The 15,281-nt window shown below is 61.8% G+C and carries 14 protein-coding genes, 1 tRNA gene and 1 pseudogene; 11 read left to right on the forward strand and 5 right to left on the reverse strand.

Going from position 1 to position 15,281, the window contains the following annotated elements; translation table 11 throughout:
* The first annotated feature begins 2 nt into the window (after nucleotides 1–2).
* Complete coding sequence (locus tag ACP8KU_RS02280; RefSeq protein WP_005277794.1) at nucleotides 3–908, forward strand: SPFH domain-containing protein; 906 nt, start codon at nucleotides 3–5, stop codon at nucleotides 906–908.
* Between the two features lie 4 nt (nucleotides 909–912).
* Here ACP8KU_RS02280 and ACP8KU_RS02285 read toward each other — a convergent pair.
* Nucleotides 913–2,297, reverse strand: a pseudogene (locus ACP8KU_RS02285) (peptide MFS transporter).
* Nucleotides 2,298–2,338: 41 nt separating this feature from the next.
* Here ACP8KU_RS02285 and ACP8KU_RS02290 point away from each other — a divergent pair.
* Complete coding sequence (locus ACP8KU_RS02290; protein ID WP_484484147.1) at nucleotides 2,339–3,613, forward strand: adenosylmethionine--8-amino-7-oxononanoate transaminase; 1,275 nt, start codon at nucleotides 2,339–2,341, stop codon at nucleotides 3,611–3,613.
* Nucleotides 3,610–4,284, forward strand: coding sequence for a dethiobiotin synthase (bioD, locus tag ACP8KU_RS02295; RefSeq protein ID WP_484483908.1), 675 nt, complete (start codon nucleotides 3,610–3,612; stop codon nucleotides 4,282–4,284). The genes ACP8KU_RS02290 and bioD overlap by 4 nt, the downstream gene beginning before the upstream one ends.
* A 21-nt stretch (nucleotides 4,285–4,305) precedes the next feature.
* Here the strand turns inward: bioD and ACP8KU_RS02300 are convergent, their stop codons facing one another.
* The 3 genes from ACP8KU_RS02300 to bcp form a co-directional block, all read right to left on the reverse strand.
* Complete coding sequence (locus ACP8KU_RS02300) at nucleotides 4,306–5,292, reverse strand: HNH endonuclease signature motif containing protein (RefSeq protein ID WP_484483909.1); 987 nt, start codon at nucleotides 5,290–5,292, stop codon at nucleotides 4,306–4,308.
* An 84-nt stretch (nucleotides 5,293–5,376) separates the two neighbouring features.
* Entirely contained in the window at nucleotides 5,377–5,994 is a 618-nt protein-coding gene (locus ACP8KU_RS02305; protein WP_023023678.1) for a TetR/AcrR family transcriptional regulator, read from the reverse strand.
* Nucleotides 5,995–5,998: 4 nt separating this feature from the next.
* Nucleotides 5,999–6,466, reverse strand: coding sequence for a thioredoxin-dependent thiol peroxidase (gene bcp / locus ACP8KU_RS02310; protein WP_023023676.1), 468 nt, complete (start codon nucleotides 6,464–6,466; stop codon nucleotides 5,999–6,001).
* Nucleotides 6,467–6,563: 97 nt separating this feature from the next.
* Here bcp and ACP8KU_RS02315 point away from each other — a divergent pair, with 97 nt between their 5' ends.
* The 5 genes from ACP8KU_RS02315 (at nucleotide 6,564) to ACP8KU_RS02335 (ending at nucleotide 11,250) form a co-directional block, all read left to right on the forward strand.
* Nucleotides 6,564–6,842 carry a DUF3618 domain-containing protein gene (locus tag ACP8KU_RS02315; RefSeq protein WP_005277817.1) on the forward strand — a complete coding sequence of 93 codons (279 nt, stop codon included), beginning with the start codon at nucleotides 6,564–6,566 and terminating at the stop codon, nucleotides 6,840–6,842.
* Between the two features lie 58 nt (nucleotides 6,843–6,900).
* Complete coding sequence (locus ACP8KU_RS02320; RefSeq protein ID WP_005277820.1) at nucleotides 6,901–8,178, forward strand: glutaminase; 1,278 nt, start codon at nucleotides 6,901–6,903, stop codon at nucleotides 8,176–8,178.
* Nucleotides 8,179–8,261: 83 nt separating this feature from the next.
* A complete protein-coding gene (locus ACP8KU_RS02325; RefSeq protein ID WP_484483910.1) occupies nucleotides 8,262–9,437 on the forward strand; it encodes an ABC transporter substrate-binding protein in 1,176 nt (391 codons plus the stop codon).
* On the forward strand, nucleotides 9,437–10,492 hold the full coding sequence (locus tag ACP8KU_RS02330) for a FecCD family ABC transporter permease (RefSeq protein WP_005284482.1): 1,056 nt from the start codon (nucleotides 9,437–9,439) through the stop codon (nucleotides 10,490–10,492). The genes ACP8KU_RS02325 and ACP8KU_RS02330 overlap by 1 nt, the downstream gene beginning before the upstream one ends.
* Nucleotides 10,483–11,250, forward strand: a complete 768-nt coding sequence (locus ACP8KU_RS02335) for an ABC transporter ATP-binding protein (protein WP_023016991.1) — start codon at nucleotides 10,483–10,485, stop codon at nucleotides 11,248–11,250. Before ACP8KU_RS02330 ends, ACP8KU_RS02335 begins: the two co-directional genes overlap by 10 nt.
* Nucleotides 11,251–11,354: 104 nt before the next feature.
* On the opposite strand, the gene ACP8KU_RS02340 is transcribed toward ACP8KU_RS02335, so the two are convergent.
* A tRNA-Lys gene (locus ACP8KU_RS02340) sits at nucleotides 11,355–11,427 on the reverse strand.
* A gap of 209 nt (nucleotides 11,428–11,636) precedes the next feature.
* Between ACP8KU_RS02340 and ACP8KU_RS02345 the strand changes: the two genes are divergently transcribed.
* The 3 genes from ACP8KU_RS02345 (at nucleotide 11,637) to ACP8KU_RS02355 (ending at nucleotide 15,190) form a co-directional block, all read left to right on the forward strand.
* Entirely contained in the window at nucleotides 11,637–12,842 is a 1,206-nt protein-coding gene (locus ACP8KU_RS02345) for a L,D-transpeptidase (RefSeq protein WP_023016992.1), read from the forward strand.
* 20 nt (nucleotides 12,843–12,862) lie between these two features.
* Nucleotides 12,863–13,807 carry an MsnO8 family LLM class oxidoreductase gene (locus ACP8KU_RS02350; RefSeq protein WP_484483911.1) on the forward strand — a complete coding sequence of 315 codons (945 nt, stop codon included), beginning with the start codon at nucleotides 12,863–12,865 and terminating at the stop codon, nucleotides 13,805–13,807.
* A gap of 189 nt (nucleotides 13,808–13,996) precedes the next feature.
* The gene (locus tag ACP8KU_RS02355) at nucleotides 13,997–15,190 is read left to right on the forward strand and encodes an IS481 family transposase (RefSeq protein WP_484483824.1); all 1,194 of its coding nucleotides are present in this window, start codon (nucleotides 13,997–13,999) and stop codon (nucleotides 15,188–15,190) included.
* Nucleotides 15,191–15,281: the final 91 nt, after the last annotated feature.

Below are 15,281 nucleotides of genomic sequence, written 5' to 3' on the forward strand. Positions count from 1 at the left end.
AAATGTTGAGCTTAATCATCATCGGCGTCATCATCTTGCTGATTCTCGGCACCGTATTCGATGGGTACTACATCGTGCGTACCCGCGAGGCGGCGATCTTGGAGCGTTTGGGTAAATTCCAGACGGTCGCCCACGCGGGCTTGCACTTCAAGATGCCCTGGATTGACCGCGTGCGCGATAAGATTTCGCTGCAGGTGCGCCAGCTAGACGTGATGGTAGAAACCAAGACGAAGGACAATGTCTTCGTCCAAATCCCGGTCGCGGTGCAGTACGAGGTCGTAGAGGGCCGCGAGCGCGAGGCCTTTTATATGCTGTCCAACCACGAGCAGCAGATCGTGGCCTATGTGCAAGATAATGTGCGCTCGTCGGTGGCGAATATGGGCTTGGATGAGTCCTTTTCTTCCAAGGACACCATCGCGCAGAACGTGGCGGCCTCACTGCGGGATAATATGGCCGAATACGGCTGGAACTTCGTCAATACGCTGGTAACCGATATCCGCCCGGATTCCCGCGTGCGTGAATCCATGAACTCCATTAACGCGGCGCAGCGCGAGCGCGAGGCGGCCATCGCCCAGGCGGAGGCGGAAAAGATTCGCGTGGTCAAAGAAGCCGAGGGTGCCGCGGAGGCAAAGAAGCTGCAGGGTAGGGGCGTTGCCGAGCAGCGCAAGGAGATTGTAGAGGGCATCGCCCAGCAATACGAGCTACTGCGCGATGCCGGGGTCCAGGAATCCCCCGAGGTCCTCATGCTGGTATCGCAGTACCTCGATGCGATGGTCGATGTCTCGAATAACGGCCAAGCCTCCGTGCTCTACATGCCGTCCAATCCGCAGGGCATGGGCGACCTATTCAGCGGCATGCGCGACGTGCTGATGGCCGACCGCGCGCTCGACGAGTCCGCCGGGCGATAGGAGCCTACCTGCGCCGCAGGAGGAGCACCAGCCCCAGGATGACGGGGACGCCGCCCATGATGAGAAGGTAGGTCGTTTCGGCGGATGCCGAGGTGGGATCGTATAGCTGCGACATCGAACCGGCCAGCGAGGTGCCGATGGCCATGGTGAGGAAGTACAGCGCGGAAAAGCGGGTGGCATAGGCCCGCGGCGCGTGGGCGGCGGATGCGGCCATGCCCACTGGGCCGATGAAGAGCTCGCCGAGAGACATCAAAAAGATGGTGCCCGCTAGCACGAGGAACGGCGTGGAATTTTCCCCGCCGCCGACAAAGGGCAGCAGGAGGAACATGCCTGCACCGGCGAAGATGATGCCGCAGCCCATGAGCGCGCGCCGCGAGTTGGCCCAGCGCGTCATGCCCGCCGCCAACGGCAGCGAGAGCAGCAGGATAAATAGCGGGTTGAGTGATTGCGTCCAAGCCGGTGGGATCTCGACCCCGCCGATGGTTCGGTTGAGGCGCTGATCCGAATAGACCGCAAGCACGCCGTAGATTTGTGGTTGCAGGGTCCAGTAGGCTGTCGAGCAGGCGAAGAGCGGAATGAAGTCCAGGATGCGGCGCCGCTCATCCGCGGTGACCTGCGGGGATCGCAGCATGCTGGCAAAAAGCCCCGCCGCGGCCGCTACCGTGGCGATAAGAAGCAGCACGGTCAGCGTGCCTGGGGAGACGGTGATGACGAGCAGCACGCCGGCTACAAGCGCCGCCAGCGCGACCAGACCTGCCTTGCCTGGGGCCTGGGTGGGGTGAGGCGGGCGCGATGGCACATCTATCTTTTTCCGCAGCGCGCCGTAGGTGGCACACCCGCAGCACATGAGCACCGCTGCGGCGAAGAATCCGGCGTGGTAGCCGTATTCCTCGGCTAGCCAGCCTGTCAGCATGGGGCCAAAAAGCGCGCCGACATTGATGCAGAGGTAGAAAATCTGAAAGGCCCCGTCGCGCGCGCCGGCCTCGGCGGGAAAAGCTGCGCCCAGAATCGTTATCGCGGCGGTCTTGAGCAGCCCCGAGCCAAGCGCGAGCGGCAAGAGCCCGATGATGAGCCCCGCCGTGCCGGGGACGAGCGAGAGGGCAAAGTGCCCGCACACCAACAGCCCGGCGCCGGTAAGCAGGGTGCGCTCGGCGCCCAAGAGCCGGTCGCTGACCCAGCCACCCACAAACGTGAAAAGATAGAGCAGGCTGCCGTACGCGCCGACGAGCGCGGTGGCCTGCGTTTGCTCCATGCCAAGCCCGCCGGAGGTTAGTACGCGAGGATGGCTTGCATGCCATAAAAGCTGAAGCGCTCCCACATCTCGATGCCCGCAACCGCCGGCAAAACCACGGGTACGCGGCGAATTGAACGCCGTTCAAGAACTTTCATAAAAAGGACTATAGCGGCCGAGCGTGTGTGCTAGATCTAATTTGGTGGATATTTCTACTAATGACATAGCGACAATCGATGCCCACCACATCTGGCACCCCTACGCCGAGCCCGGCGCGCCCACGCGCGTCGTGGAGTCGGCCGCGGGCGTCCACCTCACGCTTGCCGATGGCCCCCAGCTCATCGACGCCATGTCCTCCTGGTGGGCCGCCGCCCACGGGCACAGCCACCCGCGGCTTACCGCGGCCGCCAAGGAGCAGATCGACCGCATGAGCCACGTGATGTTCGGCGGGCTCACGCACGAGCCGGCGGCGCGGCTGACGGCTAATCTCATGGAGCTCACGCGCCACGACTTCGCGCAGGTCTTTTATGCGGACTCGGGATCGGTTTCGGTGGAGGTAGCCATCAAGATGGCCCTGCAATACCAGCAGGGGATCAGTCATCCGGAGCGCACCAAGATGTTGACCTGGCGCTCGGGCTATCACGGGGATACGTTTGCAGCGATGAGCGTGTGCGATCCCGATGGCGGCATGCACTCGATGTGGACCGGCACCCTGGCGCAGCAGGTTTTCGCCCCGGCACCGCCGACGCGCGGGGCGAGCGAGAAGGCGCGCGAGGACTACCTGCGCGAATTGGAGGGCTGCATTACCGACGAGGTCGCGGCCCTGATTATCGAGCCCGTCGTCCAAGGCGCCGGCGGCATGCGCTTCCACGATCACGAGTTGGTGCGCGGGGCGCGCGAAATCTGCGACCGCCATGGAATCGTGCTGATCGCGGATGAAATCGCCACGGGGTTTGGGCGCACCGGGGAGCTTTTTACCACCCAGGCGGCGGGAGTGGTGCCAGATATCATGTGCGTGGGCAAGGCGATGACCGGTGGTTTCATGACGATGGCCGCCACGCTTGCCACCGCCCGGGTAGCCGAGGGTATGCACCCCCGCGCGCTTATGCACGGCCCGACCTTTATGGCCAACCCGCTGGCTTGCGCGGTATCTGCCGAGGCGACCTCCATGATCCTGGAGGGAACGTGGCGGGGGCAGGTTGCGGGCATCGAGAAGCAGCTGCGCGCCGGGCTTTCCGGGTTGGAGGGCGAGCCGGGCGTGGCAGACGTGCGGGTGCTGGGGGCTATCGGCGTGGTGGAGATGGAGCGCGACGTCGACATGGCAGGCGCCACGGATGCAGCGGTGGACCAGGGCGTGTGGCTGCGCCCGTTCGGCCGCCTCATCTACACCATGCCGCCGTTTATTAGCACCGAGGACGAGGTCGCGCAGATTTGCCGCGGGGTGCGCGCTGCGGTGGCAGGAGGAAAGCGATGATTATCTTTGTCACCGGCACCAATACCGACGTGGGAAAGACGGTGGCCACGGCGGCGCTCGCCAGCGCCTTTGCCCAGAGCGGGCGCGAGGTCGTCTATGCCAAGCCCCTGCAGACCGGCGAGCCGGACAAGAGCGGCGACGCGGCGACGGTGCGGGACCTGGCCGGGGTCGAGGTCACGGAGATGGCGCGCTTTCCCGAACCGCTAGCACCGAACCTCTCGGCGCGCCGGGCGGGCATGACGCCGCCGAGCAAAGAGGAACTCCGGGACTGGATCGCAGGGTTGGACGCACCAGGCCGTGTGGTGCTGGTGGAAGGCGCCGGCGGTCTGCTGGTGCGTTTGGCAGACGACTACACGCTTGCCGATGTCGCTACCAACCTCCTCATCGTCACCTCCCTCGGCCTCGGCAGCCTCAACGCCGCCGAGCTCACCGTCCGCGAGGCGCAGCGGCGCGGGATTAACGCGATGGGGCTTATCGGCGGCAGTTTGCCCGCGAGGCCGGATCTGGCGACGCGGCTGAACGTGGACGAGCTGCCGGCGGTCACGGGCTGCCGGTTGTGGGGCAGAGTGCCAGAGGGGGCCGGAGCGCTGGGCCGGGAAGACTTCGCCCGGATGGCCAGAGAGCTCTTTCCCGGTGATGTGTGCGCGCAGTTGCTTGCGCACGCCGAGTAGCGCTACCTCGGTGAGGCAGCGCTAGCGGACCCAGCGGACCTTGCCGTTTACCCGGGCAAGGCGGCCGCGCAAGGGCGGGGCGTTCGGATCGTCTTGGTTCACCCCGTTGTGGTACGGGCAGCACACGGTGAGGTTCTCCGCGTTGGTCATCCCGCCATGCTTCCACGCCTGCATATGGTGGATCTGAGACTTATCCGCCGGGTGATTGCACGGCGGCCACGGGCAGGTGGGGTTTTCAGCGGCGGCCATCAGCCGCTGCTTTTCCGAGGCAAAGCGCGATGTCCGATACAGGTTGACCGGGCCCTTTACCGGGTGGATTAGCGTGGCTAGCCCGTGCTCGCTGAAGGTGCGCTCGACGAGCTGCGCGCCGGTGATGGTCGAGCCGTTGGTCAGCCGAAGCGTGCCCTCGTCGCCATTGCCTTCCAGTATTTGATCCAGCGCGTTGAGCGGGATAATCACGTTCGTCGTGGTCTGCACCGTGGCAGCGCCCTCGCCGCGGAGGAGATCGCGGAAGGATGCGAGTGGGTTTTCGGGGTCGAGGGCGGAATCGAGATCCGCGAGGAAGGACGAGGGCGCGGTAATACGCATCGTCCACGGGCCTTCCGGGCGGCGCAGGAGCTGTATGCCCTCGCGCGGCGGCCGGCGGCGCGGGCGCCATTCGCGCAGGCGCTTTTTAGCGAGCCGGGCGATCTCAGAAGCCGGTCCGTGCTGCCGGCACAGCTCTACGCGCAGGTTCCACGCGGCGCGCTTGGTGGCCGCGCGGGTGGCGTACTTCTCGATGAGCTTGAGCGTCACCAAATCGTGGTGGCGCGCGCCCGCGGCGGCAAGGCGCTGCTTGCGGCTAAAGGAAGTGGTGCCGAAATAAACCTCCGCCAGGCAGAGCAGCTCGCGGGCCTCGACATCCGGCAGGCCGAGCTCAACGAGGGCGCTTTCAGGCATACCGTGGGCCTCGGCGAGGATATCCATCGCCGAGGAAATCTGGGTGGCATAGGCCTGCAGTGCGTTCATGCCTGCAAATCTAGGCGCGCGCTACCGCGGCGCCAATCGCGCCCAGCGCCCGCCTGTGGATAACTTGTATAAACGTCTACAAACTTATCCCGCGGCCACCGCAAAGAGGTACGAAATCAGCATGCGCTTTAGCTCCATGACCACGGAATCAAACTTGTCTGGATCGCCCGAAATGGCGTAATTGAGCAGCGAAACTACGGTGTGGATAAGGAAGCGCGCCAGCTCAATGCGTTGCGCATCGCTGTGCTCGGTGGCCAGCGGGCGAAGGATCTCGGCGAGCGGCTCCAAGAGCTGCAGCTCGGTATCGGCGGCCGTGGCCCGCGTCGCTGGGGTGGACTGGATGGCGTGCCAAACGGCGCGCCGGGAAGGATCCTCGCGCCACATCCGCGCGAGGTGGTCGATGAATTCATCCAAGACATCCGGCCACTGCGGGGCCGGCACGAGGCGCGAAAAGCGCTCGATTTCGGCCAGGCTGGTGGCGGTATCTTGCCGGTCGAGCTCGCAGATGAGCACGTATTTATTGGCAAAGAACTGATACAGCGTGCCGATGGGGACCCCAGCGCGGTGGGCGACTTCATCGAAGGTGAAGGATTCGAAGCCGACATCGACAAGCACGGCGCGCGCCGCCTGCACAATGCGCTCAAAGCGCTCCCGGCTGCGCGCCTGCGCTGGCCGACGTCGCGGGACGAGGATTTCCTCCACCGGCTTACTCGAGGCCCTTCATCACGCGCGCGACGTGTCCAGTGGCCTTCACATTGTAGTGGGTCTGGCCGATGGTGCCATCCGGCTCCACGAGGAAGGTGGAACGGATAACGCCTTGGACCACCTTGCCGTAGTTCTTCTTCTCCCCGAAGGCGCCATACGCGGTCATGACGGACTTATCTGGATCAGAAAGCAGCGGGAAGTTGAGATCGTGATCATCGCGGAACTTCGCCAGCGCCTCGGGTTTATCGGGGGAGATGCCTACCACCGCGATATTGAGGTCATTGAGTTCCGCTAAGGAATCGCGGAAATCGCAGGCTTCCTTGGTGCAGCCCGGCGTATTGGCACGCGGATAGAAGTACACCAGCACGCGCTGGCCTGCGTAATCGGACAGGGACACGGTGTTGCCGGTGGCATCGGCAAGCGCAAAAGCTGGGGCAGTATCTCCTACGTTCAAACGAGTTTCAGTCATGGGACCTACTTTACGTGCTCCCCGGCCTGCGCGGGGGAGGCCCTGCACGGTAAGATAAGCTCGTTAAGAGCGAAACTTAAGCTAAGAGGAGAATTCCGTGGCACGCAATATTGAAGATATTCAACGCGATATCGAACGCACCCGGCGTCAGCTGGCTAGCACCCTGGATGAAATTGCGGATCGCAGCAAGCCGCAAAACCTCGTCGATGACGCCAAGAACGCCGCCACCGAAAAGTTGCAGGACCGCAACGTGCAGTTGGTGCTCGGTGGCGTCGGCGCGGCCGTCGCTGGGCTGATCGCCTATTCCGTGTTCCGCTCGCGCCGCCGCAAGAGCGACCTGAAGGAATTGCAGCGCTTGCTGTCTGAGCGCCACTAATTTTCCCCGCCTTACCCCCACGCGCGCCGTGGGGGCTTTTTTCGTATGCTAAGTTGCGATGAAAACTCCAATTCCTTTTTATTTGCAGGAAATTTTGACCCAGGTGCGAGGAAACCGCAGCGGCGCGGTGGCGGACTATATTCCCGAGCTCGCCAAGGCGGAACCGGACTACCTCGGCGTGGCCATCTGCACCACGACGGGGCACGTATATTCCGCTGGCGATGCAGAGGTGGAATTTACCTTGCAGTCCGTGTCGAAGCCCTTTGCGTATGCTCTAGCGCTGCAGGAGCTCGGCTTGGATGCGGTGCGTGAGATCGTTGGTATGGAGCCGTCTGGCGAGGCCTTCAACGAACTTTCGCTGAACCGCTATGACCACCGGCCGGTGAACCCGATGATCAATGCGGGCGCGATTGCGGTAACGCAGCTGATTAACGGCGTGGATTCGGATCCCGCCGAGCGCGTGGAGCAGCTGCGCAGCTACTTTTCGCGGCTGGCGGGCCGCGAGCTGAAGATTGATGAAAAGGTGCGCGATTCCGAGCTGCAGGTTTCCGATAGGAACCTGTCTTTGGCGCACATGCTGCGCAATTACGACATCATCCAGGACGAGGCCCACGATGCTGTGTCGACCTACGTGGAGCAGTGCTCGATTAAGGTCACGGTGCGCGACCTCGCCGTGATGTCTGCCACCCTGGCCAATGGTGGCACGCAGCCGGTGACGGGGGAGAAGATCCTCGATGCCGATGTCTGCCGCCTGACGCTTTCTGTCATGAGCTCTGCGGGCATGTACGACGGCGCTGGGCGATGGATGGCCGAGGTCGGAATCCCAGCGAAATCCGGCGTTTCGGGCGGCCTCCTGGGAACCCTGCCCGGCCAATTGGGGGTCGCGACCTTCTCGCCGCGGCTTAATAAGGAGGGCAATTCCGTCCGCGGAGTGGATGCCTTGACCTTGCTGTCGAAGGATATGGGGTTGCACTTGATGTCCACGGATGAGCGCTACGGCGTGCACCCGGTGCGCAGGATGGAAACCGAGGACGACCTCACGGTGATCTTCCTGCAGGGGCTTATCAATTTCAACGCAGCGGAGACCATCTTGCATCAGCTCACCGAATGCGAATTCGGCGAGGGCACGGTGGTGCTGGAGCTATCTCATATCACCGGATCCAACCGGATGGGCCGGCGCATGCTGAAGGAAGGCCTCCGGCGCATCCGCGAGGCCGGCTTCGATATCGCCATCGTGGATCCGGATGGCGAATTGGAAGATCGCACCATGGCGGATGGCACCGAGGTGCCCAAGGGCGAGCCGGAAGACTACGCAATTGCCGAGGAAGCAGTTTAGGTTTGGGTCACCTTACCTGGTTAGGCTAGGATAGGTTCGCCCTTATCCTCGTATCGAGGATCCCGATCGACCAAGGACTCAAAATGGCATATAGATTCCCCAAGGTATTGGCCGTGGTAGCGGCCTCCGCCACCGCACTGGCAGGCTGCAGCGCCGCCGAAGAAACCAACAACACCAATAACAGCAGCGGCAGCGACGATGCCGCCCTGTCCTTCACCGACCTCGCGGGCCGCGACGTAGAACTCGACAAGGCCCCCGAGCGCGTCTTGCTGGGCGAGGGCCGCTCCCTCTTCGCTACCGGCATTCTCAACACTGAAGACCCGCTGGATAAAGTCGTGGGCATCGGATCCGATCTGAAGAAAAACGTGCCGGACTACTACAACGTCTTGGAAGAAAAGCTGCCCAAGGTCACTGAACTGCCGGAAGTTGGTGCTATCTCCAAGGGCGATGTCACCGTGGAAAACCTGGTGAGCCTGGACCCAGACCTCATCGTGCTGTCCAAGGACCAGTATGACGCCTCACAAGAGGCGGGCCTGACCGAAAAGATGGACCAGGCGGGCCTTAAGTACGCTGTGACCGATTTCCGCGCCAAGCCGCTGGAAAACACCACCAAGTCCATGGAAATCTTCGGTGAGATCTTCGGCAAAGAAGAGCGCGCCGAGGAATTCAACAAAGAGTGGCAAAAGACCGTGGACCTGGTCAAGGAGCGCGCGGACAAGGTAAAGGATAAGCCCAAGACCTTCGTCTGGCGCGCGGCCGGCGTCATGGACTGCTGTGGCTCCTGGAATAACTCCAATATCGCGCAGTTGGTGAACGAAGCCGGCGGTGAGAACGTAGCCGATGGCATCATTCCAGGCGAGGTCGGTGCCGTGACCCCGGAAAAGGTCCTCGAGGCGGACCCAGACATGGTGATTGCGACCGGCGGCGACTGGTCCGAGAAGAAGGACGATGAGGGCAACCCCGTCGGCTACGCCGCGGTGGGCTATGGCATCGGCGAAGATGAGGCAGAGGCGAGCATCGCCAAGCTGCCGAGCAACCAGCCAGGTTTCGAGAACCTGCGCGCGGTCAAGGAGCACAAGCTGCACAGCATGTGGCACCAGTTCTACAACTCGCCGTTCAACTACCTAGCGCTGCTGCAGATCGCGAAGTGGATCAACCCGGAGGCGTATGAGGATATGGACGTCGACAAGGAGTGGATGCAAGCGCAAGAAAAGTACTCGCCGGTTGCTGGCGAGGGAACCTTCTTTAGCACGAATTAATGGTAAGCGCGGAGGTAGCTGCCCTTACGCAGCAACACAAAAAGCTCACCTGGCAGCGCATTAGCATCGTCGCGGGCCTGTGCCTCATCGCGGCGGTGGCGTTTGTGGTCAGCAACTTCGTCGGCGCCATCGACATCAGCCCCGGCGAGGTCATCAGGGGCATTGTGAATCCCTCGAGCCTGGATGACCAGACGCATACGGTGCTGTGGAAGCTGCGCTTGCCGATGGCCGTCATGGCCCTGCTCATCGGCGTCAGCCTCTCGCTGGCCGGCGCGGAGATGCAGACCATCTTGAATAACCCGCTGGCGGAGCCGTTTACGCTCGGCATTTCCGCCGCAGCGGCTTTCGGTGGTGCTAGTTCCATCGTGCTGAAGTGGCAGCTGCTGACCCAGCCGCAGTTCAACCTGGCGCTGGTGGCGTGGCTGTCGGCGGCGGTGGCGACGGCGATCATCGTCGTGGCGGCCATCATCCGCGGCGCGAAGGCAGAAACCATGGTGCTGCTGGGCATTGGTTTGGTCTTTTTCTTCCAGGCCATGCTCGCGCTTATCCAATACCAGTCTTCGGCCGAGGCGCTGCAGCAGATCGTCTTTTGGTCCATGGGTTCGCTCACGCGCGCCAACTGGGTTGCCAACGGCGTGCTTGCGGGCGTGCTGCTGGTTGCCCTGCCCATTTTGTGGGCGCTGTCGTGGCGGCTTACGGCCTTGCGGCTTGGCGATGCCCGCGCTGCCGCCATGGGCATTAATACCGCCCGGCTGCGCGTGGTGGTGCTCATCGTGGTTTCCCTCGTGGCGGCAACGACGGTGGCCTTCGCCGGCATCATCGGCTTCATCGGTCTGGTAGGTCCGCACATCGCCCGCATGCTGGTGGGCGAGGACCAGCGCTATTTCGTGCCCGCCTCCATGGCCGCAGGTGCGGCCGTGATGTGCGCGGCGCACGCGGCGAGCTTGATGATTAAGCCGGGTCTGGCCATCCCGATTGGTATCGTGACCTCGCTTTTGGGTGTGCCGTTCTTTATCGCCATCGTGATGACTCGAAGGAGGGCGCTGTGGACGTAGAACTTACCCTGCGCGGCATAAGCGCGGCCTACGGCAAGCACACCGTGCTCGAAGCGGTCGACGTGGATACGCTGCAAGGCGGCCAGTTGGTTGGCCTGCTAGGGCCCAACGCCTCCGGCAAGACCACGCTGATCAAGTCCCTTGCCGGCGTGCATCGCGGGTACAAGGGCGAGGTGGATTTTCTGGTGGATGGCGAAAGCCCGCGGGGCAAGCGCCGCCGCCAACTCATCGGCTACGTCCCGCAGGACCTGCCCAGCACCGCGGCGCTGCGGGCGTTTGAGACGGTGCTTATCGCGGCGCGTCGGGAAGCATGCGAGGATCCCATCACCCGCAGCGCCGAGGTGCTGCACGCGATGGGGCTGGATGCCATTGCCTCGCGCTACCTCAACGAGCTATCTGGCGGCCAGCGCCAGCTCGTGGCCGTGGCGCAGATGCTGGTGGGCAACCCGGGCCTGATGCTCTTGGACGAGCCGACGTCCGCGCTCGACCTGCATCGCCAGTTCTTCGTCCTCGAGGAGGTGCGCGAGAAGGCTAGGCGGGAAGGCAGCCTGGGGCTGGTGGCCATTCACGACATCAACCTGGCCGCGCGCATGTGTGACCAGCTGGTGGTGCTGAAATCGGGCCATATTCGCGCCCAGGGCGCGCCTGGAGACGTGCTCACGTGCGAGCTGGTGGAAAGCGTCTATGGGGTAGAGGCAGACATCGTGGAGCACCGCGGTGTTCCCGTCGTCGCGCCCCAGCGCGTGAATAAGCAGTAAAACAAGCAAAGGCCGAGCGAGATGCTCGGCCTTTTTGCTAGCTTTGAAAGCGAACTTTGAAAACGAAAAAATCGCGAGGCATATACCTCGCGATTTCGCTGTTGTGCGCCATCAGGGAATCGAACCCCGAACCCACTGATTAAGAGTCAGTTGCTCTGCCAATTGAGCTAATGGCGCAGTGTTGACGTCCTGCCGTGCGGCTCTCTGTGCAACGAGTAGAAACTTTAGCACCCCGGTTGAAAAACTGTAAAATCGCCTGGTCATAGCGTGTTTTCGGGGGAGTATAACAGTTTGGACAATGGTGCGCTTGTTTCTGGTATTTGGGGTGGCAAGGCGATAATCTGGATTGGTCTTGAAAGAACTACTGTGTTTCTAAGGTCTACTTAGTGATTAACTCCCTCTCTAATTCCCGCCGCATTGCTGCTGCGAGCATTGCGTGCATTTCCCTGGTAGTAGCCTCGTGCTCCGTTGATTCCGCCGCTGAAAACCGCCCGGAGGATAAGGAAACTACCTCGAGCTCAGCAGAGAAATCTGAGCAGAAAGAAAAGTCGAAGCTTTCGGCTTCCGTGAAGGATGGGGCAGAAGACGTCGATCCATCCAAGCCCGTCACCGTGGAATCCACCACCGAGCTCAAGAGCGTGACCATGACCAATGAGCTGGGCGTGGAAGTTGAAGAAAAGCTTTCTGAGGACGGCAAGAAGTGGACTACGGCCGAGGATCTTGGCTATAACCACACCTATTCCATCGTTGCCTCCGATAAGGACGGCAATAAGAAGAACCTGAGCTTTTCTACGTCTCAGGCGGCGGGCGTCGCCCAGGTGGCGATGACGCCTATCCCGGGCTCCGAGGTGGGCGTGGGCCAGGTCATCGGCGTCAATTTCGGTACCTATATCACCGATCGCAAGGCGGCAGAGGACACGATTACGGTTAAGACCAACCCAGAGGTAGAAGGCGCGTTCTACTGGGTGAATAACCAAGAGGTGCGCTGGCGACCCAAGGAGTATTGGGAGCCGGGCACCAAGGTTGAGGTCAAGGTCGATCAGTACGGCAAGGACCTCGGTGGCGGAATCTACGGCGGGGAAAATACGGGGACGGATTTCACCATTGGGGATCGCACCGTCGCGCTGGTGGATAACGCCACCAAGACCATGAAGGTCTACAAGAATAAGGAGCTCCTGCGCACCATTCCGGTTTCGCTGGGCCGCGACTACCAATACGACACCCCGAACGGGCGCTATGTCATTGGAGATCAGCACCAGTCGCTCTTGATGGATTCTGAGACCTTCGGGTTGCCGCACGATGCGGGCGGGTACAGCACCGAGGTGGACTGGGCTACCCAGATGTCTTATTCGGGCATTTACGTGCACTCTGCGCCGTGGTCCGTGTGGGCGCAGGGTAACTCCAATACCTCCCACGGCTGCATCAACGTCACGCCAGAGGCAGCGCAGTGGTTCCAGAACACCGTCAAGCGCGGCGATATCGTCCGCGTATTCAATACCTATGGCGAGACGCTCAATCCCATGGATGGCTTGGGCGACTGGAACCTGTCCTGGGAGGAATGGTCCAAGGGCAACGCGGACGCTAATCAATAATCCGCACAACCTTTAGGCGCATGGCTACAGTGGTGGCCATGCGCTTTTCTATTTTGGACCGCGGGGCGGCGGGCACGCTCGATGGGATAGCCGAGCATGCGCAGCATGTGGAGCGGCTGGGGTTTCGCAGGTTTTTCCTGGCCGAGCACCACGGCGTGCCGGGCATCCCAGCGGGCCAGCCGGGCATGTTGGCCGCGCACGTAGCGGCGCGCACGCAGCGCATTCGCGTGGGGACCGCAGGCATCATGCTGCTCAACCACCCGCCGTTTCTTGTCGCGGAACAAATCAACCTTCTGGAGGCGCTGTACCCGGGCAGGATCGATATCGGACTGGGCTCCTCGGTGGGCTTTACGGCGCCGGTGCGCAAGGCCCTGCGCCAGGGCGATCCGCTGGAGCTCAAGCCGCAGTTCGAGAACGAGGTCGAGACCCTGCTGCGCTACCTGCGCGGCGAGGAGGCGGTCACGGTGCGGCCCGAGTACGCGGGCACGCCCCTCTATATCCTCGCCGGCTTTCGGTCGGTTACGGTGGCCGCGCGGCTGGGATTGGGCGTCATCCTGGGCGGGCCCGTAGCGATGCAGGAAAAGGCGGCGCGGCTCTACCGCGAGCATGCGCTTGCCGATGCCCCACCTATCATCTCCTCCCTCAATATCGCCGTAGCCGATACCGCGGACCAAGCGCGCGACCTTTTGCTGCCTGAGTCCTATGCAAAGGTCATGGCCCAGTCCACCGGGGAATTCGCGCCGCTGCGCCCGGCCCGAGAATTGGACCTGGAGGGGCTAACGAGCCAACAGCAGCGCCGCATCGACGAGTCTCTGAGTCACGATATTTGGGGGAAGGTGGGGGAAGTTGGGGAGGAACTAAGGGGCATCGGCAAGCAACTGGGCGTCGATGAGTTCCTGATTACCGGAGACATGCCGGATCTCGCGGGGAGGGCCCGCTCGGAGGAAATGGTGGTGGAGATATAAAAAATCCCGAGCGCGGGGCTCGGGAGTTTGGGGTGGCTGACGGTGTCTGAGTTCACGACATATTTGACACCCTGTTCCTGCGAAGGCAGTCCTGATGCTTGACAGGTGAGTCGGGACAAACTTGACACTTAGCCCACCCTTACCGTGTCAGGTGATGTTTTACAGGTGAGTCGGGACATGTTTGACACTATGAACAGTCCCAACCGTAACCTCGCCATCGTCAAAGCAGTCCGCGGGCAAAAGCGCAGCCCATCACAAGTAGCCAAGCAATTCGGTATCTCTCGCCAACGCGTTTACCAAATCCTTCATGCCTTCGATGCCGGTGGCACAGACGCCATCGCGCCGAAATCCCGCGCCCCACGCACTCACCCCCAAGCCGTGCCAGACACCGTGTGCAAAGACATCATCACAATCCGTAAACAGCTCACCCGTCACGGACTCGACGCAGGTCCAGAAACCATTGCCTACCACCTACAACAAGACGGCAAACGCGTCCCTTCAACCTCGACAATCCGCCGCATCCTAAGAAAAGAAGGACTCATCACCCCAGCACCAAAAAAGAAGCCCAAAAGCTCCTTCATCCGCTTCGAAGCAGCCATGCCCAACGAATGCTGGCAGGCTGACATCACCCACCTGTACCTAGCGGACACCACCCGCATCGAAGTCCTTGACTTCCTCGACGATCACTCCCGCTACCTGCTATCAATCACCGCAGCCGCAGCCTTTAGCGGCACACAAGTCGCCGAGGAACTATCACGCCTGATAGCAGAATACGGACCACCAGCATCCACACTCACCGACAACGGCCTCGTCTTCACCGCCCGCCTAGCAGGACGCAAAGGCGGACGAAACGCCTTTGAAAAAGTCCTCAACGCCAACAAAATCCAACAGAAAAACGGCCGACCAGGCCATCCCCAAACCCAAGGAAAAATCGAGCGCTTCCACCAAACACTCAAAAAATGGATCAACGCCCGACCACCCGCTAAAACCGTAGCTGACCTGCAGACACTCCTCAATGAATTCCGCGACTACTACAACACCACACGCCCCCACAAAGCACTAGGCCGACGCACCCCACACCAGGCCTACACCACCGGCACCAAAGCCAACCCAGCCCACAACCCGACACAAGAATGGCGCACAAGAAACGACGTCGTCTGGGACAACGGCAAAACCACCGTGCGCTACGCCGGCAAACTCTTCCACCTAGGCATCGGCCGCAAATGGAAAAGACAGAAAATCCTCATGGTCATCGCCGACAACCACGTCATCACATCACTAGCCGAAACCGGCGAAGTCATCACCGAACACTACATCGACACCAGCCGCAACTACCAAAAGCCCTACTGGAAACAAGGAGACCCACCCCTAGGCCCAGAATAAGAAGAAACCGGCATCCCAGAACAAAAAGAAACTGAGATGCCGGTTTGTCAACGATGTCGCGACTCACCTGTCAAGCATGTCGCGACTCATG

The sequence above is a fragment of the Corynebacterium sp. LaCa_282 genome (assembly GCF_057198125.1).